The organism is Nocardiopsis endophytica, from assembly GCF_027706725.1.
Classification (GTDB): domain Bacteria; phylum Actinomycetota; class Actinomycetes; order Streptosporangiales; family Streptosporangiaceae; genus Nocardiopsis_A; species Nocardiopsis_A endophytica.
Genome location: NZ_JAQFWQ010000107.1, coordinates 1 through 24,603 on the forward strand (window position 1 = coordinate 1; position 24,603 = coordinate 24,603).

21 protein-coding genes are annotated in these 24,603 nt (G+C 72.1%); 9 read left to right on the top strand and 12 right to left on the bottom strand.

Features of this window, described 5'->3' with window-relative positions:
• Positions 1-94: 94 nt before the first annotated feature.
• Complete coding sequence (locus tag O4J56_RS26120; protein ID WP_270689446.1) at positions 95-1,045, bottom strand: ROK family glucokinase; 951 nt, start codon at positions 1,043-1,045, stop codon at positions 95-97.
• A gap of 373 nt (positions 1,046-1,418) precedes the next feature.
• On the bottom strand, positions 1,419-1,973 hold the full coding sequence (locus O4J56_RS26125) for a hypothetical protein (RefSeq protein WP_270689447.1): 555 nt from the start codon (positions 1,971-1,973) through the stop codon (positions 1,419-1,421).
• Positions 1,974-2,247: 274 nt separating this feature from the next.
• Here O4J56_RS26125 and O4J56_RS26130 point away from each other — a divergent pair, with 274 nt between their 5' ends.
• Entirely contained in the window at positions 2,248-4,047 is a 1,800-nt protein-coding gene (locus tag O4J56_RS26130) for an AMP-dependent synthetase/ligase (protein ID WP_270689449.1), read from the top strand.
• Between the two features lie 470 nt (positions 4,048-4,517).
• On the opposite strand, the gene O4J56_RS26135 is transcribed toward O4J56_RS26130, so the two are convergent.
• From O4J56_RS26135 to O4J56_RS26150, 4 genes are all read right to left on the bottom strand, one after another.
• Positions 4,518-5,555, bottom strand: a complete 1,038-nt coding sequence (locus tag O4J56_RS26135) for a C40 family peptidase (RefSeq protein WP_270689451.1) — start codon at positions 5,553-5,555, stop codon at positions 4,518-4,520.
• A gap of 565 nt (positions 5,556-6,120) precedes the next feature.
• Entirely contained in the window at positions 6,121-7,125 is a 1,005-nt protein-coding gene (locus O4J56_RS26140; RefSeq protein WP_270689452.1) for a C40 family peptidase, read from the bottom strand.
• 515 nt (positions 7,126-7,640) lie between these two features.
• Positions 7,641-9,002, bottom strand: coding sequence for an NYN domain-containing protein (locus O4J56_RS26145; RefSeq protein WP_408639174.1), 1,362 nt, complete (start codon positions 9,000-9,002; stop codon positions 7,641-7,643).
• Positions 9,002-9,262, bottom strand: coding sequence for a hypothetical protein (locus O4J56_RS26150; RefSeq protein ID WP_270689454.1), 261 nt, complete (start codon positions 9,260-9,262; stop codon positions 9,002-9,004). The genes O4J56_RS26145 and O4J56_RS26150 overlap by 1 nt, the downstream gene beginning before the upstream one ends.
• Positions 9,263-9,349: 87 nt before the next feature.
• On the opposite strand from O4J56_RS26150, the gene O4J56_RS26155 reads away from it, so the two are divergent.
• From O4J56_RS26155 to O4J56_RS26165, 3 genes are read left to right on the top strand one after another with little or no spacing between them, the layout of a single operon-like run.
• A complete protein-coding gene (locus O4J56_RS26155; protein WP_270689456.1) occupies positions 9,350-11,101 on the top strand; it encodes a DEDD exonuclease domain-containing protein in 1,752 nt (583 codons plus the stop codon).
• A 31-nt stretch (positions 11,102-11,132) separates the two neighbouring features.
• Positions 11,133-11,897 carry a rhomboid family intramembrane serine protease gene (locus O4J56_RS26160; protein WP_270689458.1) on the top strand — a complete coding sequence of 255 codons (765 nt, stop codon included), beginning with the start codon at positions 11,133-11,135 and terminating at the stop codon, positions 11,895-11,897.
• A gap of 29 nt (positions 11,898-11,926) precedes the next feature.
• A complete protein-coding gene (locus O4J56_RS26165; RefSeq protein WP_017557762.1) occupies positions 11,927-12,202 on the top strand; it encodes an Lrp/AsnC family transcriptional regulator in 276 nt (91 codons plus the stop codon).
• A 65-nt stretch (positions 12,203-12,267) separates the two neighbouring features.
• Here the strand turns inward: O4J56_RS26165 and trpD are convergent, their stop codons facing one another.
• Together trpD and O4J56_RS26175 are read right to left on the bottom strand one after the other, a co-directional pair.
• Positions 12,268-13,353, bottom strand: a complete 1,086-nt coding sequence (gene trpD, locus O4J56_RS26170; protein WP_270689459.1) for an anthranilate phosphoribosyltransferase — start codon at positions 13,351-13,353, stop codon at positions 12,268-12,270.
• A gap of 250 nt (positions 13,354-13,603) precedes the next feature.
• Positions 13,604-14,026 carry a hypothetical protein gene (locus O4J56_RS26175; protein WP_270689460.1) on the bottom strand — a complete coding sequence of 141 codons (423 nt, stop codon included), beginning with the start codon at positions 14,024-14,026 and terminating at the stop codon, positions 13,604-13,606.
• Between the two features lie 349 nt (positions 14,027-14,375).
• Here O4J56_RS26175 and ctaE point away from each other — a divergent pair, with 349 nt between their 5' ends.
• Genes ctaE through qcrB form a run of 4 tightly spaced genes read left to right on the top strand, consistent with a single transcriptional unit; the run spans position 14,376 to position 18,752 of the window.
• Complete coding sequence (gene ctaE, locus O4J56_RS26180) at positions 14,376-15,002, top strand: aa3-type cytochrome oxidase subunit III (RefSeq protein ID WP_456299799.1); 627 nt, start codon at positions 14,376-14,378, stop codon at positions 15,000-15,002.
• 17 nt (positions 15,003-15,019) lie between these two features.
• Complete coding sequence (qcrC, locus tag O4J56_RS26185; protein ID WP_270689462.1) at positions 15,020-15,952, top strand: cytochrome bc1 complex diheme cytochrome c subunit; 933 nt, start codon at positions 15,020-15,022, stop codon at positions 15,950-15,952.
• Positions 15,945-17,078 carry a cytochrome bc1 complex Rieske iron-sulfur subunit gene (gene qcrA, locus O4J56_RS26190; RefSeq protein ID WP_270689463.1) on the top strand — a complete coding sequence of 378 codons (1,134 nt, stop codon included), beginning with the start codon at positions 15,945-15,947 and terminating at the stop codon, positions 17,076-17,078. Before qcrC ends, qcrA begins: the two co-directional genes overlap by 8 nt.
• A 3-nt stretch (positions 17,079-17,081) precedes the next feature.
• Positions 17,082-18,752 (top strand): cytochrome bc1 complex cytochrome b subunit, encoded by a 1,671-nt coding sequence (gene qcrB, locus O4J56_RS26195; RefSeq protein ID WP_270689465.1) that lies wholly within the window; start codon positions 17,082-17,084, stop codon positions 18,750-18,752.
• A gap of 387 nt (positions 18,753-19,139) precedes the next feature.
• Here the strand turns inward: qcrB and O4J56_RS26200 are convergent, their stop codons facing one another.
• The 4 genes from O4J56_RS26200 to ctaC form a co-directional block, all read right to left on the bottom strand.
• Positions 19,140-20,468, bottom strand: a complete 1,329-nt coding sequence (locus O4J56_RS26200) for a L,D-transpeptidase (RefSeq protein ID WP_270689467.1) — start codon at positions 20,466-20,468, stop codon at positions 19,140-19,142.
• Between the two features lie 239 nt (positions 20,469-20,707).
• Positions 20,708-21,133 (bottom strand): cytochrome c oxidase subunit 4, encoded by a 426-nt coding sequence (locus O4J56_RS26205; RefSeq protein ID WP_270689469.1) that lies wholly within the window; start codon positions 21,131-21,133, stop codon positions 20,708-20,710.
• A 12-nt stretch (positions 21,134-21,145) separates the two neighbouring features.
• The gene (gene ctaD / locus O4J56_RS26210) at positions 21,146-22,825 is read right to left on the bottom strand and encodes an aa3-type cytochrome oxidase subunit I (protein WP_270689471.1); all 1,680 of its coding nucleotides are present in this window, start codon (positions 22,823-22,825) and stop codon (positions 21,146-21,148) included.
• The gene (ctaC, locus tag O4J56_RS26215) at positions 22,825-23,886 is read right to left on the bottom strand and encodes an aa3-type cytochrome oxidase subunit II (protein WP_456299800.1); all 1,062 of its coding nucleotides are present in this window, start codon (positions 23,884-23,886) and stop codon (positions 22,825-22,827) included. The genes ctaD and ctaC overlap by 1 nt, the downstream gene beginning before the upstream one ends.
• A 332-nt stretch (positions 23,887-24,218) precedes the next feature.
• On the opposite strand from ctaC, the gene O4J56_RS26220 reads away from it, so the two are divergent.
• Positions 24,219-24,470 carry a sulfurtransferase TusA family protein gene (locus tag O4J56_RS26220; protein ID WP_270689475.1) on the top strand — a complete coding sequence of 84 codons (252 nt, stop codon included), beginning with the start codon at positions 24,219-24,221 and terminating at the stop codon, positions 24,468-24,470.
• Positions 24,471-24,603: the final 133 nt, after the last annotated feature.

Sequence of the window (24,603 nt, forward strand, 5' to 3'; positions counted from 1 at the left end):
GGCTTATGCTGTCCGTTTTTACCCCGACTTCCCCGAGATCAACGACACAGGGCGTGCCCCGGCCCCGAGCACCGTCGAGAGGGGCGGGAGCCCTTTACCTCAGGGCCAGGTCGGCCGCGCCGATGATGCCTGCGGGCTCTCCGCCCAGCTCCGCTTGGCGGATGTCGGCCAGCCTGCGCGTGGCCCGGCCCGTGACCGCCCGTGCGTAGGCCTGCCGGGCCGGCTCCAGCAGGATCTCCCCCGCCGCGGAGACCCCTCCGCCCACGACGAAGCGCTCCGGGTCCAGGATCGCGGCCAGGTCCGCCAGCCCTTGGCCGACCCACTCCCCTACCGCGGCGAAGCACCGCAGCGCCGCCGGGTCGCCCTCCTGGGCCGCCCGGGTCACCTCCGGCCCCTCGATGCCCTCGGGGTCGCCCCCGGCCGCCTCCAGCAGGCGCGCCGCCTCCTTCGGCTCCGCCGCCGCCAGTGCGCGCGCCTCGGCGACCAGTGCGCTCCCGCTCGCGTACTGCTCCCAGCACCCCTGGTTGCCGCAGGCGCAGCGACGGCCGAACGGCACCATCCGGTAGTGGCCGATCTCCCCGGCCGCGCCGAACCGGCCCCGTCGCAGCTCTCCGTCGACGATCAGCGCGCCGCCGACCCCGGTGCCCAGGGTGACGACCACGGCGTCGCGGCACCCCCGCCCGGCGCCGAAACGGAACTCGGCCCAGGCGGCGGCGTTGGCGTCGTTCTCCACCACCACGGGCAGGTCGACACGGCGGGCGATGCGGTCCCGCACGGGGTCGTCGGCCAGTCCCAGGTTCCCCGCGAGCACGATCCGCGAGCGCGTCTCGTCGACGAAGCCCGCCGTGCCCACGCCGACCGCCGCGGGCGCCGTGTCCTCGCCCTCGCGCAGCTCCCGCACGAGTCCGGCCACCGCCTCGGCCAGCTCCTCACCGTCCCCCCGGGGCGTGGGCGCCTTGGCGCGGCGCAGGATGCGCCCCTCAGGGTCGACGGTGCCCGCGGCGATCTTCGTGCCGCCGATGTCGACGCCGATGGTCAACGCCATGGGGTGCTCCTCGCGTGTGCCGGACGGACGGGTGGCCGAATGGAGTAAACCAAAGGTTTGGACCACTCGTGGCCACCAGCCCCCGGTTACCCGCGAGGGCCCCACCGGAACAGGGCTCGTGGAGGTCTGTGGGGCCCGGGCCGGTCCCGGGCACGCGCAGGGGCGCATCGACCAAGGGCGGAGCCGGGCCCCGGCGCGCCCCTCGGCGGACAGCGCGAACCCGGCCGCGCCGATGCGGGGCCGAACGCCGAGGTGCAGGTCGCTGACGGCCGCGGCCGCCGTGCACGCACTCGGGGCCCGGGCAAGGGCCAGGAAGGCCGAGGCGTCGGCGGCGAAGCGGGTACGGGCGGCGCCGGTCCGCCCGGCGCGCGGCCTACTCCTGCGTGCTCTCGGTGATCTCGCGGCCCCGGGCGTTGTCCGACTCGCGCGCCTCCCGCTCGCGGCGCTCCCGGGCCTCGCGCTCCTCGCGCTCCTCGCGCTCGCGGCGCTGGCGCTCGAACTCGTCGCTCGCGATCCTCCAGCTCTCCTGGACCGCGCCGAACAGGGCCATCCCCGCGCGCCCCAGGTGGCCCGCGACCTCGGGCGCCGCCGTGCGCACGACACCCGCCAGCCGGTCCAGCGCGGGCTCCGGCGGGGCCTGCTCCTCGCGGATCGCCTGCTCCCACACGTCACCGGTGCGCGGCGGCGGGGACGCCACCGTGGACACGCCCTTGCGCACGCCGGCGATGATCAGCTTGCGCTGGAGGGAGTCCACCAGCCGGATCGCGTCGTCGATGAGGTCCGCCGAGGGGCCGGGATCGCGGCCGTTCCCGCCCCGGGCGGGCTCCCGGTCCCGTGGGCCCGCGCCGGAGGCCGCACCGCCTCCCGGGGTCTCGGCCGCGCCGTCCTCCCGGCCGTTCGTGCGCGCCTCGCCGTCGGACTGTGCCATGGTCGCCCACCCCTGCTCGTGTACCGGACTCGCCGACCACGGTAGCCGCCCGTGCGCGGGCGCGGCGGCCGGGCGGCCGGGAACCGGGGGAAACCCCGAGCCGTTTCAGGGACGCCCGCCTCCTGCCCAGGGGATAATGCCCGCCTGGGGAGCGGAATCGGCCCTGTTCGGTCACCATCCGATACCGAACCTGGAACCGGTTCTACCGACGAGTAGCCGAACTTGTTACCGTCGTCACGTCCCCTCGTCGACCCCGTCTGTCCAGGAGCCGCACGTGCGCGAATTCAGCCGACCCGTCAAGGCAGAGATCTCCTCGGACGCGCGCTTGCCCGACACCGTGTTCGCGCGCGCCGAGAAGGAGCCCACCGCCGTCGCGCTCCGCCGCCAGGAGTCGGGCCAGTGGCGCGACGTCACCTGCAAGGCCTTCCGCGACGACGTCGTGGCCATCGCCAAGGCGCTGATCGCCTCCGGCATCGAGCACGGCGACCGCGTCGGGCTGATGGCCCGCACGCGCTACGAGTGGACCGCGATCGACTACGCCGTCTGGTCGGTCGGCGCCGTCGCCGTCCCGATCTACGAGTCCTCCTCCGAGGAGCAGGTCCAGTGGATCCTCGGCGACTCGGGGAGCAAGGCCGTCTTCGTCGAGAGCGCCGAGCACGCCGCCCGGGTGGAGGCCGTGCGCAAGGAGCTGCCGGAGCTGTCCCACGTGTGGGAGATCGAGGAGGGCGGCATGGACCGCTTCCTCGCCGCCGGCTCCGACGTCGAGGAGTCCGTCGTCGAGGAGCGCCGCACCGCGGGCGGCGTGGACGAGCTCGCCACCCTCATCTACACCTCGGGCACCACCGGGCGCCCCAAGGGCTGCGAGCTGACCCACCGCAACCTGCTCTTCACCATCCTCAACGTCATCCAGGGCCCACTGGAGGAGGTCTTCACGCTGGAGGGCCGCTCGACGCTGCTCTTCCTGCCGCTGGCGCACTCCTTCGCCCGCATCATCCAGATCGGCTGCATCGAGTCCAAGACCATCCTGGGCCACTTCCCCAGCACCGGGCCCGAGCTGATCGACGCCCTCGGCGTGTACAAGCCGACCTTTCTGCTGGCCGTGCCGCGCGTGTTCGAGAAGGTCTACAACAAGGCCGAGCAGAAGGCCACGGCCGAGGGCCGCGGCAAGATCTTCAACGCCGCCGCCGAGACCGCCGTCGCCTACAGCCGGGCGCTGAGCGCCGGGCACGTCCCGCTGGGGCTGCGGCTGCGGCATGCGCTGTTCGCCAAGCTCGTCTACGGCAAGATCCTGGCGGCCGTCGGCGGCCAGGCGCGCTACGCCGTCTCCGGCGGGTCGGCCCTGGGCGAGCGGCTGGGGCACTTCTTCCGCGGCGTGGGCCTGACCATCATCGAGGGCTACGGCCTGACCGAGACCTCCGCCCCCACCGCCGTGAACACGCCGAGCCTGAACAAGATCGGCACCGTCGGCGCGCCGTTCCCCGGGGTGTCCATCCGCATCGGCGAGGACGGCGAGGTGCTCTGCAAGGGCGACCACGTCATGCGCGGCTACTGGAACAACGAGGCCGCCACCAAGGACGCCTTCGACGAGGACGGCTGGTACCGCACCGGCGACCTGGGCGCCCTCGACCCGGACGGCTACCTGAGCATCACCGGCCGCAAGAAGGAGATCATCGTGACCGCCGGCGGCAAGAACGTCGCCCCCGCGGTGATCGAGGACCGCATCCGCGGCCACGCCATCGTCAGCCAGTGCATGGTGCTCGGCGACAACCGCAAGTTCGTCTCCGCGCTGATCACCATCGACCCCGAGGCCTTCGAGTTCTGGAAGAAGCAGAACGGCAAGAGCGGCGGCATCCCCGACCTGGTGGACGACCCGGACCTGGTCGCCGAGGTGCAGAACGCGGTGGACGACGCCAACAAGGCGGTCTCGCGCGCGGAGTCGGTGCGCAAGTTCACGATCCTGCCGATGGACTTCTCCGAGGAGGGCGGCCAGATGACCGCCTCGCTGAAGATCAAGCGGCACGTGATCACCCAGCAGTTCTCCGACGAGATCGAGGCGCTCTACGCCGAGAACTGACCGGAGGGGACGGCCACCGACACCGGCCGGACGCCCCGGGAGAGGGGCCGGGCACTGCGCCCAGCCCCTCTTCGCGTGCGGTCCCCACCGGCCGCCCGCCGACGGCGGCCGCGGTCCTAGACGGGCGAACCCCACGTTGTTCTCGGGAGAAACGACGCTATCGGCCCGCTTTTAGGGGCGATTCTCCCGAGATCAACGACATGGGGGCGGCGCTCCCTTGGACGCGGCCGCCGAAGAGCGCCCGGACGCCCCCTGCGGACGGACACCGGCGCCGGAGGCCCGCTCCAGGGGTGTGGGGCGCCTCCGGGCGCGGCGACGCCGCTACGGCGCCCTGAGGACCTCCGGAACGGGGTCCCGAGGACTTCCGGAACGGCGGAGGGCCGTGGCGCCCCGCCTGGGTGCCACGGCCCTCCGTCCGCGCTTCCGGGTGCGGCGGGACCCGCGGACCGGGCCCACCCCGCACGGCCGCACTAGCCCACGCGCACGGCCGAGTGGAAGTTCTGCCGGTAGTAGTCGTTCAGCTGGACCTCGGCCACCGGCTTGGACGGGTTGGAGGCGTGCACCATCTTGCCGCCGCCCACGTACATGCCGACGTGGTCCGGACCCCCGTAGAAGAAGATCAGGTCACCGGGCTGCATCTGGTCCCAGGACACGTTCGTGCCGGCGTTCACCTGGTCGTAGGTGGTGCGCGGCAGGCTGACCCCGGCCTCGCGCCAGGCGGCCTGCACCAGGCTGGAGCAGTCCCACACGTCCGGCCCATTGGCGCCCAGGCTGTAGGAGTCGCCGATCTGGGCGTAGATGAAGTTGATCGCGGCCTGGGCGTTGCCGTTGCCCTGCGGCGCGGACGCACCGCCGCCGCCGGAGGATGAGTCCTCCCCGCCGCCGTCGACGCCCTCGGTCGCCGCGGCGCGCTCCTCCTCGGTCAGCTCGTCGAGAAGGTCCTGCTGTTCCTGGATCTTCTCCTCGGCCTTGTCCTTGGCCTCTTCGGCGTCGTCGAGGCGCTCCTTGGCGTCGGCCTCGGTCTCGTCGGCCTCGTTCTCGATCCGCTCGAGCTTGTTCTTCTTCTCGACGTAGTTGTCCAGCCGGTCCTGCTGGCTCTGCGAGAGGTAGCCCATGTCGGAGGCCTGGCGCAGGGCGTCCTCCGGGCCCGAGGAGGTCGCCAGGTAGGGCACGGAGGAGAAGTCCTCGCCGCTGTAGGCCGCGGTGGCCAGGGAGCGGACGCCGGACTGCATGTCCTCCAGCTCCTTCTCGGCCTCCTTCTTGTCGGCCTTGATGTCGTCCAGCTTCTCCTGCGCGGCGTCGTGGTCCTGCTTGGCCTGGTTGTAGGCCTCCGCCTGCTCGGAGTACTCCTTCTCCAGGTCCTCGATGCGCTCGCGCACGTCGTCGGCGCTGGGGTCGGCCGACGCGGTCCCGGACAGGGCGGTCGAGGCGAGAAGGGCTCCCGCGGCGACGAAGCCCGCGGCCGCCAGACGGCGGCGGTTGGAGCCGCGCTCGCGTGGTTCGTGCACGGTGGTGGCCCACCTTTCTCCCGAGGTCCGCCTACCGGAGGGGCACGCGCACGGTCGGAGCGGTGCTGCGCGGCCCGGGGGTCGGGGGTGTCTCATCCGCGCGGACGGCGGTGCGGCGGGGGCCGCTTCGGGAGGTCGGTCGCCGTGCGCGGTGCTCCGGTCTCCGCTCCACCGGGCGCGGTGCGCCTCCGGCGGCGGAGTTCGGCGGCTCCGGATCGTCGCCGCCCGGCTGGCGGCGAGAGGAACGACCCGGCTCGGCGTGGAACAGTAGTGCATTCCCGCCACCTTCTCAACCGATTCGTTACCTTCGGGATGGAATTCCGGAGTGACCGAAATCGCCGAAAAGGTCGCCGCCGCCCGCGCCGCACGGATGCGGCACGGGCGGCGAGCGGGGGTCGCGGTGGTGGTGAGGGTCAGACCCGGACCCGTCCCCGCGTCAGCGGCGGCGGCCGGGGCCGACCACCGCAGAGCGGTGGGACTTAGTGGGACCTAGACCCGGACCCGTCCCCGCGTCAGCGGCGGCGGCCGGGGCCGACCGGCGCAGGGCGGTGGGACGTAGTGGGACTTAGACCCGGACGCCGTACATGAACTGCCCGTCCCAGTACCCGGCCAGCGGGACGACCTCGACGTTCTTGCCGGTGCGCGGCGCGTGCACCATCTGGCCGTTGCCCAGGTACAGGCCGTCGTGGCCCAGGCCGCTGAAGAACAGGATGTCCCCCGGCTGCAGCTGGTCGCGGCTGACCTGCGTGCCCGCCTCGGCCTGGCCGTAGGTGGTGCGCGGCAGGCTCACGCCCGCGTTCTCCCAGGACCGCATGACCAGGCCGGAGCAGTCGTAGCCGTCGGGCCCGGCGGCACCGTAGATGTAGGGCTTGCCGACCTGCGACAGCGCGAAGTCCAGGGCGGCGCGGGCGTTGCCCGAGCCGTTGTTGGCGGCGTCGGAACCGGAGGCGGAGTCGCCCTCGGGGGAGGCGTCGGCCTCGGGGAACTCGGCGAGCAGGTCCTCCTGCTCGGAGATCTTCTTCTCGACCTCGTCCTTCTTGTCCTCGGCCTCGTCCTTCTTGCCCTTGGCCTCCTCAAGGGCGGAGTCCGCCTCGTCCTTGAGCTTGAAGAGGCGCTCGTTGGAGTCGCTGAACTCGTCGAGCTTGGCCTTCTGGTTGTCGGAGAGCTTTCCGACGTCCGCGGCCTGGTCCATCAGGTCCTCGGGGTCCTCGACGGTCAGCGCGAACGACTTGGAGTCGAGGTCTCCACCCTGGTAGACGGCGCTGGCGATCTGCGACGCCTCCTCCTTGAGCTCCTCGTAGCGGTCCTGCTCCTCGCCGACCTGCTCCTCGAGCTCGTCGGCCTTGGCCTTGGCCGCCTTGTAGTCCTCGTTGGCCTCGTTGTACTCGTCGACGATCTTGCCGGCCTCTTCGTTGAGCTCGTCCAGCTTCTTCTGGACGTCCTCACGGCTCTGCTCCGGCTCGGCGTTGGCCACACCGGTCCCGGCGGACGCGATCAGACTGCCGGCCGCCACGACCCCGATACCGGTCGCTACCCGGCGGGCCGTGCGCCGACCACCGTTGTTCGCCATGGCGGTCCACGCTCCTTGCTGGTCGGGCCCCCTCGGGGCCTGGGACGGGGGACGAGGGCCGGGCCCCGGCCTCGCGCGCGCGTGGCCGGGGAGCGGGGTACCGCGGTCTCCTCCACGGCTCGGGGCCGGGCGACACGGCAGCACGACCGCTCGCTCCCATGGGGTTACGGGGAGCCCCGCGCTCGGCGGGCGCCGCCCTGCGGGCGGTACCGGCGCCGGGGCGCACGGGGCGATCAAGCTCCTGGGAAAAACTAGCGGACCGCTTTACCCGCCTCAACCACAACAACGAAACAGTAACGGCGCCCCACACCTTCCTCGGCGCCGTTCCGCCTGCCCAGCACGGCTTCGGAGCCCCGGCTCCGACTTGGTCACAGCTGCGTCACACGCGAGTCGAGCGACCTTCAAGAGCGCTAGGCTTCCGCCTCCCGAACGCGCCGCACCCCCACCGGCCCCGACCGGACGACGGGCCGTCGGGGCGGGGTGGACGGCAGCCACGAGGACAGGCGGGCGCCCGGCTACCGCCCCGGGTCGAGGCGGCGCAGGAGCAGTGACGACGGGACCGGGCGCGCCCCCTCTCGGCGCACTGCGGCGATGATCTCCTTGTCCGCCGTCACCACGGCCAGCGGGCGCCCCGGCGGCTCGGTCCGCACCAGGTGCACGATGAGCTCGTCGGCGGTCTCCCCCGGGTCGCTGAACAGCAGCCGCACGCGGCGCTGCCCCTGCTGCGCCGGGGCCTCCACGTCCGCGCCGTCGAACACGCAGGTGATCTCGGCCTTCGTGCGGCTGGCCAGCCCCTCCAGCGCGGTCAGCAGCCGCGCCCGCTGGTCGGCCAGCGGCAGCTCCGGGTAACCGGTCTTGGTCACGTTGTAGCCGTCCACCAGCAGGTGCATCCGCGGCAGCTCCAGCAGCCGGTCGATCAGCGCCGGGTCGTCGGCGGCCGCCCCCACCTCCGGCACGGTGCGCCGCTGCGCCTCCCGGTCGTCGGCCACCAGGTCGGCCGGGGTGGCGATGGAGCTGGGCAGCGCCAGCTCGCGGCGGAGCCCGTGCGCGGCGTCCACCAGCACGTCCAGCAGCACCCGCAGCCGCGCGTCGTCGGCGCTGCGCCCCGCCCGGGCCGCCCGGCGCGCCGCCTCCACCTGGCCCTCGGCCGCCTCCAGCCGCGCCTTGAGCCGCCGGTTCTCCGCCTCCACGGCGGCCACCTGCGAGGAGGTGAGCCTGGTGCTGTCCTCGGCCTCGGCCACCGCCCGGGCGGCGCGCTCCTCGGCCTCCCGGGCCCGCCTGCGCTCGGTGTGCACCCGGCGGCGCAGGTCGGCGATGGTGCTGCGCTGCTCGCGCAGCTCCTTGCGGAGCCGGAGCACCTCCTCGCGGTGCTCGGCGCGCGCCTCGTCCAGCCGCGCCCGCAGGCCGGCCAGGGCCTCGGCGGCCTCGTCGGCCTCCCGGACGCTGTCCCGGCGCTCCAGCTCCCCGGCGACGCGGTCGACGATCCGCTCCCACCCCTCGGGCCGGATCAGGTAGGCCGCGGCCCCCACCGCCACCGGGTCGGCGGCCGGCGGGAGCACCCCCTGGCGCAGCCCCGCGGCCAGCTCGGGCCAGACCTGCTCCACCCGGGCGGCGACCACCTCCCGGAAGCCGGCGTCGGTCTCCAGCTGGGCGGCGATCTGCGGTCCGGCGAGGCGGGCGCGGCGGCGCGGCTCGAACTTGGCCACCCGGCGCAGCGCCGCGGGCAGTTCGGCCGCGCGCATGCCGCCGAGCACGTCCGAGCCGTACTCGACCACCCGGGCGCGCACCGCCTCCGGCAGCGGCCGGTGCTCCCCCGCACCGTCCGGCTCCCCGGCCATGCCCCCGGAGGCGTCGTCGGAGGCGTCGTCGGGCTCCATCAGCCCTCCGTACCGCTCTCGGCCGCGCCGGCGTCGGGGCGGTCCACCGTCTGCACGGCGTCCCCGGCCCCGCACCAGCGGCAGCGCACCTGCTCGATGGTCTCCTCCAGCACCCGGCTCTCCTCGACCCGCGGCTCCCCGGCCAGGTCGAGGTGCACGTAGTCGCGGCTGCGCACGGTGCGCACCACGTCGAACCTGGTCAGGTTGCCGCACTGGGCGCACCGCCAGCGGCGGCCTTCGGCCGGGGCCTCGATGCTCACCTGTACCTACCTCCCTCTCCTCACCGCTATTCCCGCGGTCCGGGACATCTTTCCACGTCCGGGGCGCTTCGCGGCTACCCTGACGGCGTGCCCCAGCCAGCCGACCGCGCCGCCGCCCCGGTCCAGGAGACCCTGGACGACCTGGGCACTCCGCTGGCCGAGGGCACCTTCGTGGTGGTCGACCTGGAGACCACCGGCGGCCGCGCCGGGGGCTCGGCGATCACCGAGATCGGTGCGGTCAAGGTGCGCGGCGGGCGGACCGTGGGCGAGTTCTCCTCCCTGGTCGATCCCGGTTCCCCGATTCCGGCGCACATCACGCTGCTGACCGGCATCACCCAGGCGATGGTGGCCACGGCCCCGCCCATCGAGGCGGTGCTCCCGGCGTTCCTTGAGTTCGCGAACCTGGAGGGCGACACCGTGCTGGTGGCCCACAACGCCCCCTTCGACGTGTCGTTCCTCAAGGCCGCCTGCGCCGAGCAGGACCGGCCCTGGCCCCGCCCCCGGGTGGTCGACACCCTGCCGCTGGCGCGCCGCCTGGTCACCCGGGAGGAGGTGCGCAACCACAAGCTCGGCACGCTCGCCCGCTTCTTCGCGGTGCCCGACCGGCCGGTGCACCGGGCCCTGGACGACGCCCGCGCCACCGCGGGGGTGCTGCACGGCCTGCTGGAGCGGCTCGGCCCGATGGGGGTGCACAGCGTCGAGGAGCTGTGCGCGTTCCGCACGGCCCCCACCCGCGCCCAGCGCGGCAAGCGGCACCTGGCCGAGGGGGTGCCGGAGGGCCCCGGGGTGTACGTGTTCACCGACGCCCGCGGCGAGCCGCTGTACGTCGGGAAGAGCACGTCCCTGCGCAAGCGGGTGCGCTCCTACTTCACCGCCGCCGAGACCCGCGGCCGGGTGCGCGAGATGATCGGCGTGGTCGAGGCGGTCACCCCGATCCCCTGCGCCACCGGGCTGGAGGCCGAGGTGCGCGAGATGCGGCTGATCGCCGAGCGCAAACCGCCCTACAACCGCCGCTCCCGCAACCCCGAGCGGGCGAGCTGGCTCAAGCTCACGCCCGAGGCCTTCCCGCGGCTGTCCAAGGTGCGCACGGTCCGCGACGACGGCGCCCCCTATCTGGGCCCCTTCACCTCCGCCCGGGAGGCCGAGCTGGCCCGCGAGGCGCTGCTGGACGCCTTCCCCCTGCGCCAGTGCACCCGCCGGATCGGCCCGCGCGGCGACGCGGGCCCGGCCTGCGTCCTGGCACAGATGGGCCGGTGCGGGGCGCCCTGCACCGGCGAGGAGACCCTTGAGGAGTACGCCGAGCACGCCGGCGCCGCCCGCGAGGCGATGGTCGGCGACCCCGAGGAGGTGGTGCGCGCGCTGCGCGGCTCCATCGCCGACCTGGCGGCCGGCCTGCGCTACGAGGAGGCGGCGGAACGGCGGGACCGGCTCGCGGCGTTCCTGCGCGGCGCCGCCCGCTCCCAGCGCCTGTCCGCCCTCACCGGCATCGGCGAGCTGGTGGCCGCGCGCCCCCTGGCGGGCGCCCCCGGCTCCTGGGAGGTGCACGTGGTGCGCCGGGGGCGGCTGGCGGCGGCCGCGGTGATGGAGCCCGGCGCCGACCCGCACGCCTTCGTCGCCGCGCTCACCGCCACCGCCGAGACCGTCGCGGCCGGCCCCGGCCCGGCCCCGGCCGCGGCGCCGCAGGAGACCGAGTGCGTGCTGCGCTGGCTGGAGTCGCCGGGGGTGCGGCTGGTCGACCTCGACGCGCCGTGGACATGCCCGGCCCGCGGCGCCGAACGCCACCGCGAGCTGACAGACTGGGCGCGGGAGGCCTCCGAGGCCGCCGCCGAGCCCAGCTGACACCGACCGAGCCGAACGGACCAGCGCCCCTATGGCAGGCATACCGCTGAGCGACGACTACCCGGTGCGCCGGGTACCGGCCGTGACCTACCTGCTCATCGCCGCCAACGTCGCGGTGTACCTGGCCTCCCCGATGTCGCTGATGGCGGTCTGGTACGGCGGCGACCTCGGCGCGCGGATCTGCGCCGTGGACCACTACATCTTCCGCTGGGGCGCGGTCCCGCTGGAGCTGTTCACCGGGGAGCAGGCCGCCTCGTCGGCCCCGTGCCCGGGCGAGCCCGCCGCCACCGCCCCCTGGCTGACCGTGTTCACGTCGATGTTCCTGCACGGGGACGCGCTGCACCTGCTGAGCAACATGGTGTACCTGTTCGTGTTCGGCCCGGTGGTCGAGGACCGGCTGGGGCGCGTCCGCTACACCGGCCTGTACCTGGCCTCGGGCGCGGTGGCCACGCTGGCCTTCGCGCTGACCGACCCGGCCGCTCAGGTCCCCCTGGTGGGCGCCTCCGGCGCGATCTCCGGGGTGCTCGGCGCCTACCTGGTGGTGCAGTTCCGCAGCCGCGTGATCACCCTGGTGTTCTTCGTGCTCCCGGTCCGCCTGCCGGGGTGGGCGCTCGTGGGCACCTACTTCGTCCTCCAGTATGTTCTGTACATCAGCGTCTCGCTGTACCCCGGCGCCGGGGAGACGAGCGTGGCCTACGCCGCGCACGTCTACGGGTTCGTCGCGGGCGCGGCCATGGCGCTGCTCATCCACCGCATCCGTTGGCGCGCCGGGACCCGGCTGTCCGACGTGTACTGACCCGCCCTCGCACCCAGGAGGCTCCGACCGTGATCACCGCGATCGTCATGATCAAGGCCGACGTCGACCGCATCCCGGAGGTCGCCGAGGCGATCGCCGAGATCGACGGGGTCAGCGAGGTCTACTCGGTGACCGGCGGGATCGACCTGATCGCCGTGGTGCGGGTCCGCCGCCACGACGAGCTGGCCGAGGTCATCCCCGGCCGGGTGAACAAGATCGCGGGCGTGCGCTCCTCCGACACCCACATCGCCTTCAACGCCTACTCCAAGCACGACCTGGAGTCGGCGTTCTCCCTGGGCATCTAGAACGCGTACGGCGGGGGCCGGGGAGTCCGGCGGACCCCCCGGCCCCCGCCGTTCCGGCACCCTGCCTAGGCGTCCTGCTTGGCCCGCTCCTGGCTGACCGCGACCCACCGGTCGAGCACGTCGCGCGCCCGGCCGTCGTCGACGGCGGCGGCCGCGCGCTCCAGCCCCTGGGCGAGCATCTCCTCAAGGCTCCCGGGAAGCTCCTCGGCGGCCGCGATCGCCGCCGCCGCGTTCAGCAGCACCGCGTCGCGCACCGGCCCGCGCTCGCCCTCGACCAGGGCGCGCACCGCGCGGGCGTTCACCTCCACGTCGCCGCCGCGCAGGTCCTCCGGCGCCGCGCGGCCGATCCCCAGCGCGCGCGGGTCGAGCACGTCCTCGCGCACCCCGCCGCCGCGCACCGTCCACACCCGCGAGGTGGTCGTGGTGGTGAGCTCGTCCAGCCCGTCGTCGCCGCGGAAGACCAGGGCCGAGGTGCCTCGCCGGGCGAACACCCCGGCCACCGTCGGGCACATGGCGGCGTCGAACACCCCGACCGCCGCCGCCCCGGGCCGGGCCGGGTTGGTCAGCGGCCCCAGGAAGTTGAAGACGGTGGGCACGGCCAGCTCCCGGCGGGGCTTGGCGGTGTACCGGAACGAGGGGTGGAACAGCGGGGCGAAGCAGAAGGTGATCCCGGCCTCCTCGGCCACCGCCGCGGTGGAGCCGGGCCGCAGGTCGATCACCACGCCCAGGCGCTCCAGCACGTCGGCGGTGCCGCAGGAGGAGGAGGCGGCCCGGTTGCCGTGCTTGACGACCTTGGCCCCCGCCGCGGCGGCGGTGATCGCCGCCATGGTCGAGACGTTGACGGTGTGCGCCTGGTCGCCGCCGGTGCCCACGATGTCCACGGTGCGGCCGGGCACCGAGATCCGCACGGCGTTGTCCAGCATCCCCTCGGCGAGCCCGACGACCTCGCCCACGGCGGCGCCCTTGGCGCGCAGCGCGATCGCGAACCCCGCGATCTGGGCGTCGCTGGCCGAGCCCGACATGATCTCCTCCATCGCCCAGGCGGTGGAGGACTCGGGCAGGTCCTCCCCCGCGAGGAGGCTGTTGATCAGCGAGGACCAGGTCGGTTCGTCGGCTGGGGCGGGGCGGCCGGGGTTCACGGAGGTGCTCACGGTGCTGTTTCCTCTGCTCTTCAGCGCCCATGGGCGGGCGCGGCTCTGCTGGTCAGGCTCGGGCGGACGGCGCGTGCCATCGCCATCGGGGCCATCGCGCGAGCTCGCAGTGGCGCAGAGGGGAACCGCCGGTGCACGGCCCGGCGGCGCGGTTTCGCAGCATCGGAGTCGGGTTCCGTTCGGTGATCCTGGGGACCTGACAGGGACCGGGCCCACACGCTCCGGGCCCGGTCCGACACTACCGGGCGCCCTACCTGGCCGCCAGCCCGTCCGCGCGGCTGCGCATCAGCCCGGCCAGCGACTCGGCCAGCGCGACCGGGTCGACCGGGTGGCTCACCACCGCGTCCGCGCGCGACCACGCGGCCAGCCAGCCGTCGTCGCGGCGGCCGATGAGCAGCAGCACCGGGGGGCACCGGTAGATCTCGTCCTTGGCCTGGCGGCACAGGCCCATGCCGCCGGTGGGGGCGGCCTCCCCGTCGAAGACGCACACGTCGGCGGCGCCGTCGTCGAGCCGCTTGAGCACCGCGGCGGAGGTGGCGCACTCGACCAGCTCCACCTTGGGCACGTCGGCGGCGGGGCGCCGACCGATCGCCGCCCGCACCTGCTCGCGCACGTGCGCCTTGTCGCTGTAGACGAGCACCCGCATCTTGGGGGCGTCGGCGGCGTTGTCCATGGCTGAACCGTCCCTCACATCTCGCGCGGCGCGGGCGGGGCCCCGCCGCGTCCCGGTTGCGTCGAGCCCTACACTCTGAGACCTTCGCCACGACAGCATGCCACCCGGAGTGCGACGCAGGCCACGCCCGGGCGGCCTGTACGGCCACCGCCGAGACCGATATGAGACGTCCCGTGCGCCATGCGGCCGTGCGAGGGGGTTGCCGGGCCCCTCCGGGGCCGGTTTCCATCACGGCCGGATCACGATCGCGGCCCCCCGGCGCGCCTTGCGGCACCGCAGATCAGAGGAGAAGCACCCCCTTCCGGGGGGTCGTGCACCAACCTCCGCCAGATGCCGCAATAATGCAGGCGTGGCGACAGCAACCGCGAACCAAGAAACAGCACCGACACCAGTACATGGTGCGGCCAAGCGTCCTGACCTGGTGAGCGTTGGCACCATCGTGTGGTTGGCCAACGAGCTCATGTTCTTCGCTGCGCTGTTCGCGATGTACTACACGATCCGATCCGTGACCGTGGGCAACCCCGACCTCGGGGAGTGGCCGGCCGCGCACCTCAACGTCCCCTGGGCGCTGGGCATCACCGTCATCCTGGTGGCCTCCAGCTTCACCGCCCAGGCCGGCGTGTGGGCGGCCGAGCGCGGCGATGTCCGCAAGCTCCGCCTGTGGTTCTACATCTCGTTCGTGATGGGCCTGATCTTCGTGTTGGGCCAGGCGTACGAGTACTACGAGCTCATCGTGCACGAGGGCCTGACCCTGCAGTCCAGCGCCTACGGCTCGATGTTCTACCTCACCACCGGCTTCCACGGGATGCACGTGATCGGCGGTCTGATCGCGTTCCTGATCATGCTGGGACGCACGTACGCCGCGAAGCGCTTCACCCACCAGCAGGCCACCAGTGCGATCGTCGTGTCCTACTACTGGCACTTCGTCGACGTGGTCTGGGTCGCTCTGTTCGCAACCATCTACTTCATCCAGTAACCCGGAACGGGGAAACCGTGAAATGGATTACCGCGCGGCGACGGCATCCCCTAGCGGGGTACGTCGTCGTCCTACTCGCGTTGGCCGTGTTCGGCGTGGGCTACGCCATGGTGGCGCCCAGTGCCGACCGTGCCGAGGCCCAGGTCATGGCGGCCGCCCAGACCGGTGCCGAGCCTGCTGACGGCGAGAACGCCGTCGACATCTCGCAGGGGCGCGACATCTGGGAGCGCAGCTGCGCGAGCTGCCACGGGCTCAACGGCGGCGGCAGTGACAACGCGCCGGACATCACCGGCGCGGGCGGCGCCGCGGTCGACTTCCAGGTGAGCACCGGCCGCATGCCCTCCTCCAACCCGGACGCGCAGATGCCCCGCAAGGAGCCGGCGTGGAACCGGGAGGAGATCGACAACCTGATCGCCTTCTACGAGGAGGAGATCGGGCAGGGCGCGGGGCCGGCCGTCCCCGAGGAGCCCCCGGGCGACGAGCCCGTCCGCGCCGACTACGAGGACGAGGACGCCTACAAGGAGGCCAAGGCCGAGTACGACAAGGCCTACGACGCCTACATCGACGGCGCCTCGGACACCGAGGCCGGCATGCAGCTCTACCTGGCCAACTGCGCGCACTGCCACAGCTGGTCGGGCGCCGGCGGCGGCCTGACCGGCGGCCACTGGGCCCCGGAGATCGGCGACGCCACGCCGCGCCAGCTCTACGAGGCCATGCTGACCGGACCGGGCCAGATGCCCGTGTTCACCGAGGGCACCATCACGCCCGAGGACAAGCAGGAACTGATCTCCTACGTGAAGACCCTGCAGGCCGAGCCGAACGCCGGCGGGATCTTCGACCTGAACCGCGTGGGCCAGGTCGCCGAGGGCTTCATCGCCTGGACGGTCGGTCTCACCCTGATCATCGCGTGCGCGATCTGGATCACCGCGAAGCAGCGAGCCCATGACTGACAAGAGCAAGAACAACGACAACGGCGCGTCCGACGGGTCCGCCGACCGCGTGATCGGCACGCCCTCCCCCGCGGAGGGCACCGCCATCGTGGCCGGTTCCGACGACCCCGGCGCCGAGCACCCGGGGGCCTACCCGCCCGAGGAGACGCACGCGCACAGCGAGGAGCAGCAGCGCCGCGCCGAGAAGACGGCGTCGATGTGGTTCCTCATCGCCTTCCTCGCCGGGATCGGCTTCTTCGTGGCCTACTTCGCCTTCCCGCCGAACGGCGAGGGCGAGCCGGCCATCGCCGACCCGCAGATCGGCCAGTACTCCAACATGGCGCTGGGCGGCACGCTCGCCCTGGCCCTGTTCGGCATCGGCGCCGGGATGACCGTGTGGGCGCGGTGGATCATGCCGCACTACGAGGTCTCCACGCCCTACGACGACCTGTCCTCCTCTTCCGAGGAGAAGGGCTCCTTCGGCGACTTCTTCATGCGGAGCGCCGACGAGAGCGGCTTCACCAAGCGGCCGCTGCTGCGCCGCACCCTGCTGCTGTCCATGGTGCCGCTGGGCCTGGCGCCCATCGTGCTGCTGCGCGACACCGGGCCGCTGCCCGGCGACAAGCTCAAGCACACGCTCTGGGAGGACGGCCTGCGGATGGTCGTCGAGGGCACCAACAAGCCGATCAAGGAGGCCGACCTCGCCGAGGACGGCGCCATGATCACCGCCTTCCCGCTGGTCGAGGGCGAGGGCGGCGAGCACGGCGGCGAGGCCCAGCACCTGAGCCTGAACGACCAGGCCAAGACGGTGGTCCTGCTGATCAAGATCCCCGAGGGCGACTTCAAGCCCGGGATGACCGAGCAGCAGATGAACTGGACGCACAACGGGATCGTGGCCTACTCCAAGATCTGCACGCACGTGGGCTGCCCCGCCGCGCTGTACGAGCGGGGGAGCCACCGCATCCTGTGCCCGTGCCACCAGTCGACCTTCGACGCCGCCGACGGCGCCAAGGTGGTCTTCGGGCCGGCGCACCGCCCGCTGCCCCAGCTGCCGATCGGTGTGGACGACGAGGGGTACCTCATCGCCAAGGGCGACTTCTCCGAAGCGGTCGGCCCCACGTTCTGGGACGCGGAGAAGGGGGACTAGCCGATGAGCACCACGACGCAGGCGCCCAAGGCGCTGCGCGGCGTCGGCAACTGGATCGACGACCGCTTCCACCTGGCCAAGACCGGTGAGAAGAACCTGCGCAAGGTCTTCCCCAACCACTGGTCGTTCATGCTGGGCGAGATCGCGCTCTACTCGTTCATCATCCTGCTGGTCACGGGCGTCTTCCTGACCCTGTGGTTCAACCCCAGCATGGCCCACACCACCTACGAGGGCTCCTACCAGCGCCTCAACGGGGTGCAGATGAGCGAGGCCTACGAATCCACGCTGCGCATCGACTTCGACGTGCGCGGGGGCTTCCTCGTGCGGCAGATCCACCACTGGGCGGCGCTGATCTTCGTCGCCTCGCTGGTGGCGCACATGCTGCGGGTGTTCTTCACCGGCGCCTTCCGCAAGCCGCGCGAGATCAACTGGCTGATCGGGGTGGGCATCTTCACCCTGGCCATGCTGGAGGGCCTGTTCGGGTACTCGCTCCCGGACGACCTGCCCTCCGGCATGGGCGTGCGCATCCTGCAGGGCGTCATGCTCTCCCTGCCGGTGGTCGGGACCTACGTCTCGATGTTCCTGTTCGGCGGGGAGTTCCCCGGCGAGGACATCATCCCCCGGCTGTACATGCTGCACATCCTGCTGATCCCGGGGATCCTGCTGGCGCTCATCGCGGCGCACTTCATGATCCTGTGGCACCAGAAGCACACCCAGTACCCGGGGACCGGGCGCTCGGAGAAGAAGGTCGTCGGCACGCCGATGTTCCCGGGCTTCGCCGTCAAGGCGGGCGGGTTCTTCTTCTTCGTGTTCGCCGTCATCGTCGGGCTGAGCGCGTTCGTGCAGATCAACCCGATCCACCTGTTCGGGCCCTTCACGCCCACGGCCATCACCTCGGGCCTGCAGCCCGACTGGTACATGGGCTTCATGGAGGGGTCGCTGCGCATCTTCCCGAACTGGCTGGACTTCCAGGTCTTCGGGTACGCGGTGCCGATCGGCGTGCTGGTGCCGGGCCTGGTGATCCCGGGGATCATCTTCGGCGGGCTGGCGGCCTGGCCGTTCCTGGAGCAGTGGATCACCGGGGACAAGCGGGTGCACAACGTCGCCGACCGTCCGCGCAACGCGCCGGTGCGCACCGCGGTGGGCGTGGCCGGGGTCGTGTTCTACGGCATCCTGTGGCTGGCGGGCGCGAACGACATCCTGTCGCACACGTTCTCCATCAGCCTGTACTGGACGACGTACTTCTTCCGCGTCACCGCCATCGTCGGGCCGATCATCGGCTTCATCGTCGCCAAGCGCATCTGCCTGGGCCTGCAGCGCCGGGACCTGGAGACGCTGGAGCACGGCTACGAGAGCGGCACCATCCAGCAGCTCCCCAGCGGTGAGTTCATCGAGGTGCACAAGGAGTCCTCGCAGGACACCGTGCACGTCCTGGAGAGCAAGACCGCGGTGGACCGGATCGACGACGAGGCGATCGCCTCGGTGGAGGAGTCCGAGTCCGACGGTGTGGAGGCCCCGGCCGCGCGCGGCCTCAAGGGCAGGCTCCGCGCCAAGCTGGCGCACTGGTACACGAAGGACAACGTGTCCTTCGAGGGGGTGGAGGCCCACACCGGCCACCACCTGCACCACGGCGCGGGCCACGAGGAGCACGAGGAGATGGCGGGCAGCCACTAGCCCCCGGTTCCGATCCGGCTCTGAGGCCCGGCCCCCGACGCGCTCGGGGGCCGGGCCTCGTTCGTGTGCGGGGGTCCTCTCCCCGCTCTCCCCGCCTCCCCCTCGCCGCCCCCCTGTCGGCGTTGATCTCGGGAGAAACGCCCCTACAACCGCCGTTTTAGCGTCGATTTCCCCGAGATCAACGACGGGTGGGCGGGAGGCATGCGCCGCCCGGCGGTCTGGGGCGGATTCCGGACGGGCCTCATTCGCTTTCTGCGCGCTCCGGTCCCCCGGAGCCGAGCCCCTGTTGCCGCAGACATGCGAAAGGCCCCTCACGGCTCCGTGAGGGGCCTTCTCGGGGTCGGCGGCCGCGGAGGACGCCGGCGGGCCGGGGCGGGGCGGGTCCCGCTAGTCCTGCGGGTCGCCGTGGACCTCCCCGGGCGTGCCGGTGTCGTCGGTCTTGTCCGGCTCCCCGGTCTCGCTCTTGGCCAGCCAGTCCTCCCAGGACAGCTCCCAGTACGACCAGCCGTTGTCCCACTCGACCTGGCGGTCGGTCCCGGTGACCTCCAGCGGGTCGCCCATGTAGGAGTTCTCGTAGAACCACTTGGCGTCCGAGGTCGCCATGTTCGGGCAGCCGTGGCTCAGGTTGGCCTCGCCGAGCGAGTTGTTCCACGGCGCGGCGTGCGTGAACTCGCCGCTGTTGGAGAAGCGGACCGCGTAGTCCACGTCCAGCTTGTAGCCCTCCGGGCTGTCGACCGGCACGCCCACCGTGGAGGAGTCCATGACCAGGTTGGCGTACTTCTCCATGGTCAGGTGGCTGCCGCTGGTGGTGGTGTAGGCGCGGGTGTCGGCCCGGCCGACGCTGGTCGGGAAGTCCTTGATCTCCTCGCCGTCGCGCTCGACCACCATCCGGTGGCTCTTGGCGTCGATCGTGGTCCGCTGGTCGCGGCCGACCTCGAACTCCAGCCGGTGGTTCTCCACCCCGTAGGTGCCGCCCCCGGCGTCCACCCCGGCCAGGCGCATGTTCACCGACACCTTCTGGTTCGGCTTCCAGTACTCCTTGGGGCGGAAGACCGCGGTCTGGTCGTCCAGCCAGGCCCAGGAGCCCTCGTTGGGCTCCTCGGAGACGACCTCCATGGAGTTCTCCACCCGGGACTTGTTCTCCACCGGGAGGTCGAAGTTGACGATGACCGGCATGCCCACGCCGACGACGTCCCCGCTGGAGGGGAAGTTGGACTCCAGCTCCAGGGCGTTGCCCTGCTCGGCGTCGGCCGTGGAGAACTGGGCGGCGAACTCCTTCTCCTCGCCGTCGGCGTTCTCGGCCACCGCCTCGACCTTGACGTCGGTGCCGGGCCTGAGGTTCCAGTCGCTGGTCCAGGTGGCGCCGTCGTCGCTGAGGGTGCCGGTCACGGTGTCGGCCTCGGAGGCGCCGTCCTCCCCGCCGCCGTCCTGCTCCCCCGTCTGGGCGTCCTCGGACGCCCCGCCCTCGGGCTGCGACTGGGTGACCGTCACGTCGGTCACCTTGCCGCCCTCGGCCTCCACGGTCAGCGGGACGTCGGGGCGCACACCGGTGGCCCCGTCGCCGGGCGTGATCACCACGTCCACGGCATCGGCGGCCGACTCCGACCCGGACGGGTCGGCGGTGGAGCCCGTGCAGGCCGACGCGAGGAGCAGCGCCGCACCGGCGGCCAGACCCGCGCCGACGCCGCGCGCCGTCGGCTTCACTGTGAGCTTCACTGAGTGCGCCCTCCTGACGTCCGCACGGCGGGGCCCGTCCCCACCGCACCCGGGGAGACGCCTGTGCGGGCGGAAAGGTTCCGCCCCGCGCCCTCCTGGGCTCCGATCCGGACGGATACCGCCAATGGGTATGAACGTCCCGAAATAATACCCCGGCCGGCCCGCCGTCCCCACACAGGTGGGGGGCGGACCGGCCGGGGCCGTGTCGCGCGGACCGGACCGGTCCGCCGCCGCGCGGGCTAGTGCTGGAACTCCTTGCGGTAGTACTCGAACACCCACCCGATCGCGGTGAGGATGATGGCGAAGCCGCCGATGAACACCATCCACCAGCCGATCGCCACGCCGACGGCGGTGAAGGCCACCGCCATCGCCACGAACAGCGGCCACCAGCTGTGCGGGCTGAAGAACCCGTACTCGCCGGCGTTCTCGGCGATGTCGCCGTCCAGCCGGTCCTCGGGGGCCAGCCCGTGGTGCTTCTCACTGCGGCGCGCGGCCTGCCAGAGCCAGAAGCCGACCATCCAGCCGAAGCCGATGGACACGATCAGCGCCACGGTCCCGGTCCACTCGATGTGGCCCTCGGCCGCCCAGGCCCAGTAGGCGTACAGCGCCGCCGCCAGGCCGAAGAAGGTCGAGACGCCCATAAACAGATATGCCTGCATCTTCATGGTGTCGACGCCCTACTTCTCGGAGGTGGCGGCCGCCGGGACGGCACCGGGGGCGGCCGCGTGCGGGTGGTTCAGGTCGAAGGCGGGGCGCTCGGACCGGATCCGCGGCAGCGACGTGAAGTTGTGCCGCGGCGGCGGGCAGGACGTCGCCCACTCGAGCGAGCAGCCGTAGCCCCACGGGTCGTCCACCTCGACCTTGGTGCCGTTCTTGTGGGTGGTCCACACGTTCCAGAAGAAGATCAGCGTGGAGGCGCCCAGCACGAACGCGCCGACCGAGGAGATCTGGTTCAGCTGGGTGAACCCGTCGGTGGGCAGGTAGTCGGCGTAGCGCCGGGGGAACCCGGCCGCGCCCAGCCAGTGCTGCACCAGGAAGGTGGCGTGGAAGCCGAAGAACAGCAGCCAGAAGTGGGCCACGGCCAGCTTCTCGTTGAGCATCTTCCCGGTGAACTTGGGCCACCAGAAGTAGAACCCGGCGAACATCGCGAAGACCACGGTGCCGAAGACGACGTAGTGGAAGTGGGCCACCACGAAGTAGGAGTCGGTGACGTGGAAGTCGATGGGCGGGGAGGCCAGCAGCACACCGGTCAGGCCGCCGAACAGGAAGGTCACCATGAAGCCGATGGTGAACAGCATCGGGGAGGCCATGACCAGCTGGCCGCGCCACATCGTGCCGATCCAGTTGAAGAACTTCACACCGGTCGGGACCGCGATGAGGAAGGTCATGAACGAGAAGAACGGCAGCAGCACGGCGCCGGTCGGGAACATGTGGTGCGCCCACACGGTGACCGACAGCCCGGCGATGGCGATGGTGGCGCCCACCAGGCTCTTGTAGCCGAAGATCGGCTTGCGGCTGAAGACCGGGAGGATCTCGGTGGCGATGCCGAAGAACGGCAGCGCGATGATGTAGACCTCGGGGTGGCCGAAGAACCAGAACAGGTGCTGCCACAGGATGGCGCCGCCGTGCTCGGGGTTGAACACCTGGGTGCCGACCATGCGGTCGGCGCCCAGCGCGATCAGCGCCGCGGTCAGGACCGGGAACGCGATCAGCACCAGCACGCTGGTGAGCATCGAGTTCCAGGTGAAGATCGGCATGCGGAACATCGTCATGCCCGGCGCGCGCATGCACAGGCCGGTGGTGATGAAGTTGACCGCACCGAGGATGGTGCCCAGACCGGAGACGGCCAGGCCCAGGATCCACAGGTCGCCGCCCAGGCCCGGGGAGCGGACCGCGTCGGACAGCGGGGTGTAGGCGAACCAGCCGAAGCTGGCCGCGCCGCCCGGGGTGAGGAAGCCGCCGACCGCGATCAGCGACCCGAACAGGTACAGGTAGTACCCGAACAGGTTGATCCGGGGGAAGGCCACGTCGGGCGCCCCGATCTGCAGCGGCATGATGATGTTGGAGAAGCCCACGAACAGCGGCGTCGCGAACATGAGCAGCATGATCGTGCCGTGCATCGTGAACATCTGGTTGAACTGCTCGGAGGACATCACCTGCAGGCCGGGGTAGAACAGCTCGGCGCGCATGAGCAGCGCCAGGATGCCTCCGAAGATGAAGAACCCGAACGAGGTGATCAGGTACATGTACCCGATGACCTTGTGGTCGGTGGAGGTCAACCAGCTGACGATGATCGACCCCTTGCGGGTCGGTGCGGGCCGCTGAGCGGTCCCCGCGGTCGGTGTCGCCGTCGCCATCAGCGGCCAGCCTCCTCGTCCTCGGACTCCTCGTCGCGCGCGGCGGCGTCGCCGTCCTGCCCGCCCTCCGAGGCCTCCTGGCCCTGGGCCTCCTCGTCGGCGCCTGCGGCGCCGGAGTCCCCGGCCTGCTCGCCCTCGCCCTGGGCCTCGGCGTCGCCCTGCGGCTCGCCGCCCTCGGCGCCCGCCTCGGCCCCGGCCTCCTCGGCGGCGGCCTGCTCGGCCTGCTCCGCCTCGGCGGCCTCCTGCTGCTCGGCGTACCAGGCGTCGTACTCCTCGGGCTCCATGACCTCCACCTGGAACAGCATCCGGGTGTGGTCGGCGCCGCAGAGCTCGGCGCAGCGGCCCATGTAGGTGCCGGCCGTGCCCTCGTTGACCTTGACCTGGAACTCGTTGTCGTGGCCCGGGACGACGTCCATCTTGAAGGCGAACGCCGGGATCCAGAAGGAGTGGATCACGTCCGGGGAGTGCAGGTCGAAGTGGACGACGTCGCCCTCGCGCAGGACCAGGGTGGGCATCTGGTCCGGGGTGCCGACCTCGGAGAAGAGGATCTCGGGTTCGGCGTCCTCGTCGCCGCCGGCGGCCTCGGCCGCCTCGGCCTTGGACTGGTCCAGGTAGTTGAACTCCCAGCTCCACTGGAACGCGACGACCTCGACGTTGGCGTCGGCCTGCTCGTCGGTCTCCAGCAGGTAGGTCTGGTCGCGCGCCGTGAAGTAGAAGAGCACGGCGATGACCACGATCGGGAGGACGGTGTAGAGCGCCTCGATCGGCATGTTGTACCGCACCTGCGGCGGCAGCTGCTCGGAGCGCTTGCGGTGGAAGATGATCGACCAGACGATCAGCCCCCACACGAGGAGACCGACCGCGAACGCCGCCACCCACGAGCCCTGCCACAGCGCGAGCACGCGCTGCCCCTGCTCGGTGATCGGCTCCGGCACACCCAAACGAGTGAACTCGTTCGACGCGCACCCGGTCGCGGCCAGTCCCAACGCGGCGAGCACGGCGCCACGTGGTGCCCATCGGCGCACTGCCTCGCGCCGATTCCTATGGCGGGTCGGACTCACGGATTGCCTTCCCAGCGGTGATGCCCGCGTCTGCTGCGCGGGCGGTCGTCTATCCGAAGCTTGTCAGGGGGAACATTATCGCGAACCGCCCGCTGCGCCGTTCACGGGTGTGCCTGGTCAGCGTGTTGCTCGACACCCCTTTCACGGAGCGGGCGGCCCGGGTCCGGCCGGCGGGCCGGAGCGGTGTCCCCGTCCCGCTCGGGCCGCCCCCCTCAGGGGGCTCCCGGGCGGGCTAAGGCGAGAGTATCGCTGCTTTTACAGCACCCTTAACCGGGTGCCCGTTAGCCGTGGGCGCGGGTAAAGATCAGGATACGGAGCAGGACGAGCAGGCGATGGAGGAGCCGCCCGTGGGGGAGCAGCCGCTGGTGACCGTGGAGGCGGTCGGGCGCAAGTGCCCGATCCCGATCATCATGCTCGCGGAGCGCATCCGCGAGGTGCCGATCGGCTCCGTGATCGCCGTGACCGCCGACGATCCCGCCGCATCGTCCGACATCCCCGCGTGGTGCCGGATGAAGCTGCAGGAGTTCGTGGCCGAGGTTCCGCTGGAGCGCGGGAGCGCCTTCCACATCCGGCGGACGTACTGAGCCGGCCCGCGCGTGCGCCCGCCGCCGTGTCCCCGCCGTGACCATCGTGATGTTGGTCCGATCGGCGGGACGCGGGGCCGGGCGCCCGCGCGGGCCGGGAAAAGGCGCGGGGGCCGCGCCCCGGACGAACCGG

Bases quoted from the DNA above. Each gene is read 5' to 3' on its own strand.
- O4J56_RS26175 (WP_270689460.1), bottom strand. From the start codon at position 14,026: ATGGACAACGCCGCCGACGCCCCCAAGATGCGGGTGCTCGTCTACAGC.
- qcrB (WP_270689465.1), top strand. From the start codon at position 17,082: ATGAGCACCACGACGCAGGCGCCCAAGGCGCTGCGCGGCGTCGGCAAC.
- O4J56_RS26125 (WP_270689447.1), bottom strand. From the start codon at position 1,973: ATGGCACAGTCCGACGGCGAGGCGCGCACGAACGGCCGGGAGGACGGC.
- O4J56_RS26145 (WP_408639174.1), bottom strand. From the start codon at position 9,002: ATGGAGCCCGACGACGCCTCCGACGACGCCTCCGGGGGCATGGCCGGG.
- O4J56_RS26205 (WP_270689469.1), bottom strand. From the start codon at position 21,133: ATGAAGATGCAGGCATATCTGTTTATGGGCGTCTCGACCTTCTTCGGC.
- O4J56_RS26120 (WP_270689446.1), bottom strand. From the start codon at position 1,045: ATGGCGTTGACCATCGGCGTCGACATCGGCGGCACGAAGATCGCCGCG.
- ctaD (WP_270689471.1), bottom strand. From the start codon at position 22,825: ATGGCGACGGCGACACCGACCGCGGGGACCGCTCAGCGGCCCGCACCG.
- O4J56_RS26140 (WP_270689452.1), bottom strand. From the start codon at position 7,125: ATGGCGAACAACGGTGGTCGGCGCACGGCCCGCCGGGTAGCGACCGGT.
- O4J56_RS26220 (WP_270689475.1), top strand. From the start codon at position 24,219: ATGGAGGAGCCGCCCGTGGGGGAGCAGCCGCTGGTGACCGTGGAGGCG.
- qcrA (WP_270689463.1), top strand. From the start codon at position 15,945: ATGACTGACAAGAGCAAGAACAACGACAACGGCGCGTCCGACGGGTCC.
- O4J56_RS26160 (WP_270689458.1), top strand. From the start codon at position 11,133: ATGGCAGGCATACCGCTGAGCGACGACTACCCGGTGCGCCGGGTACCG.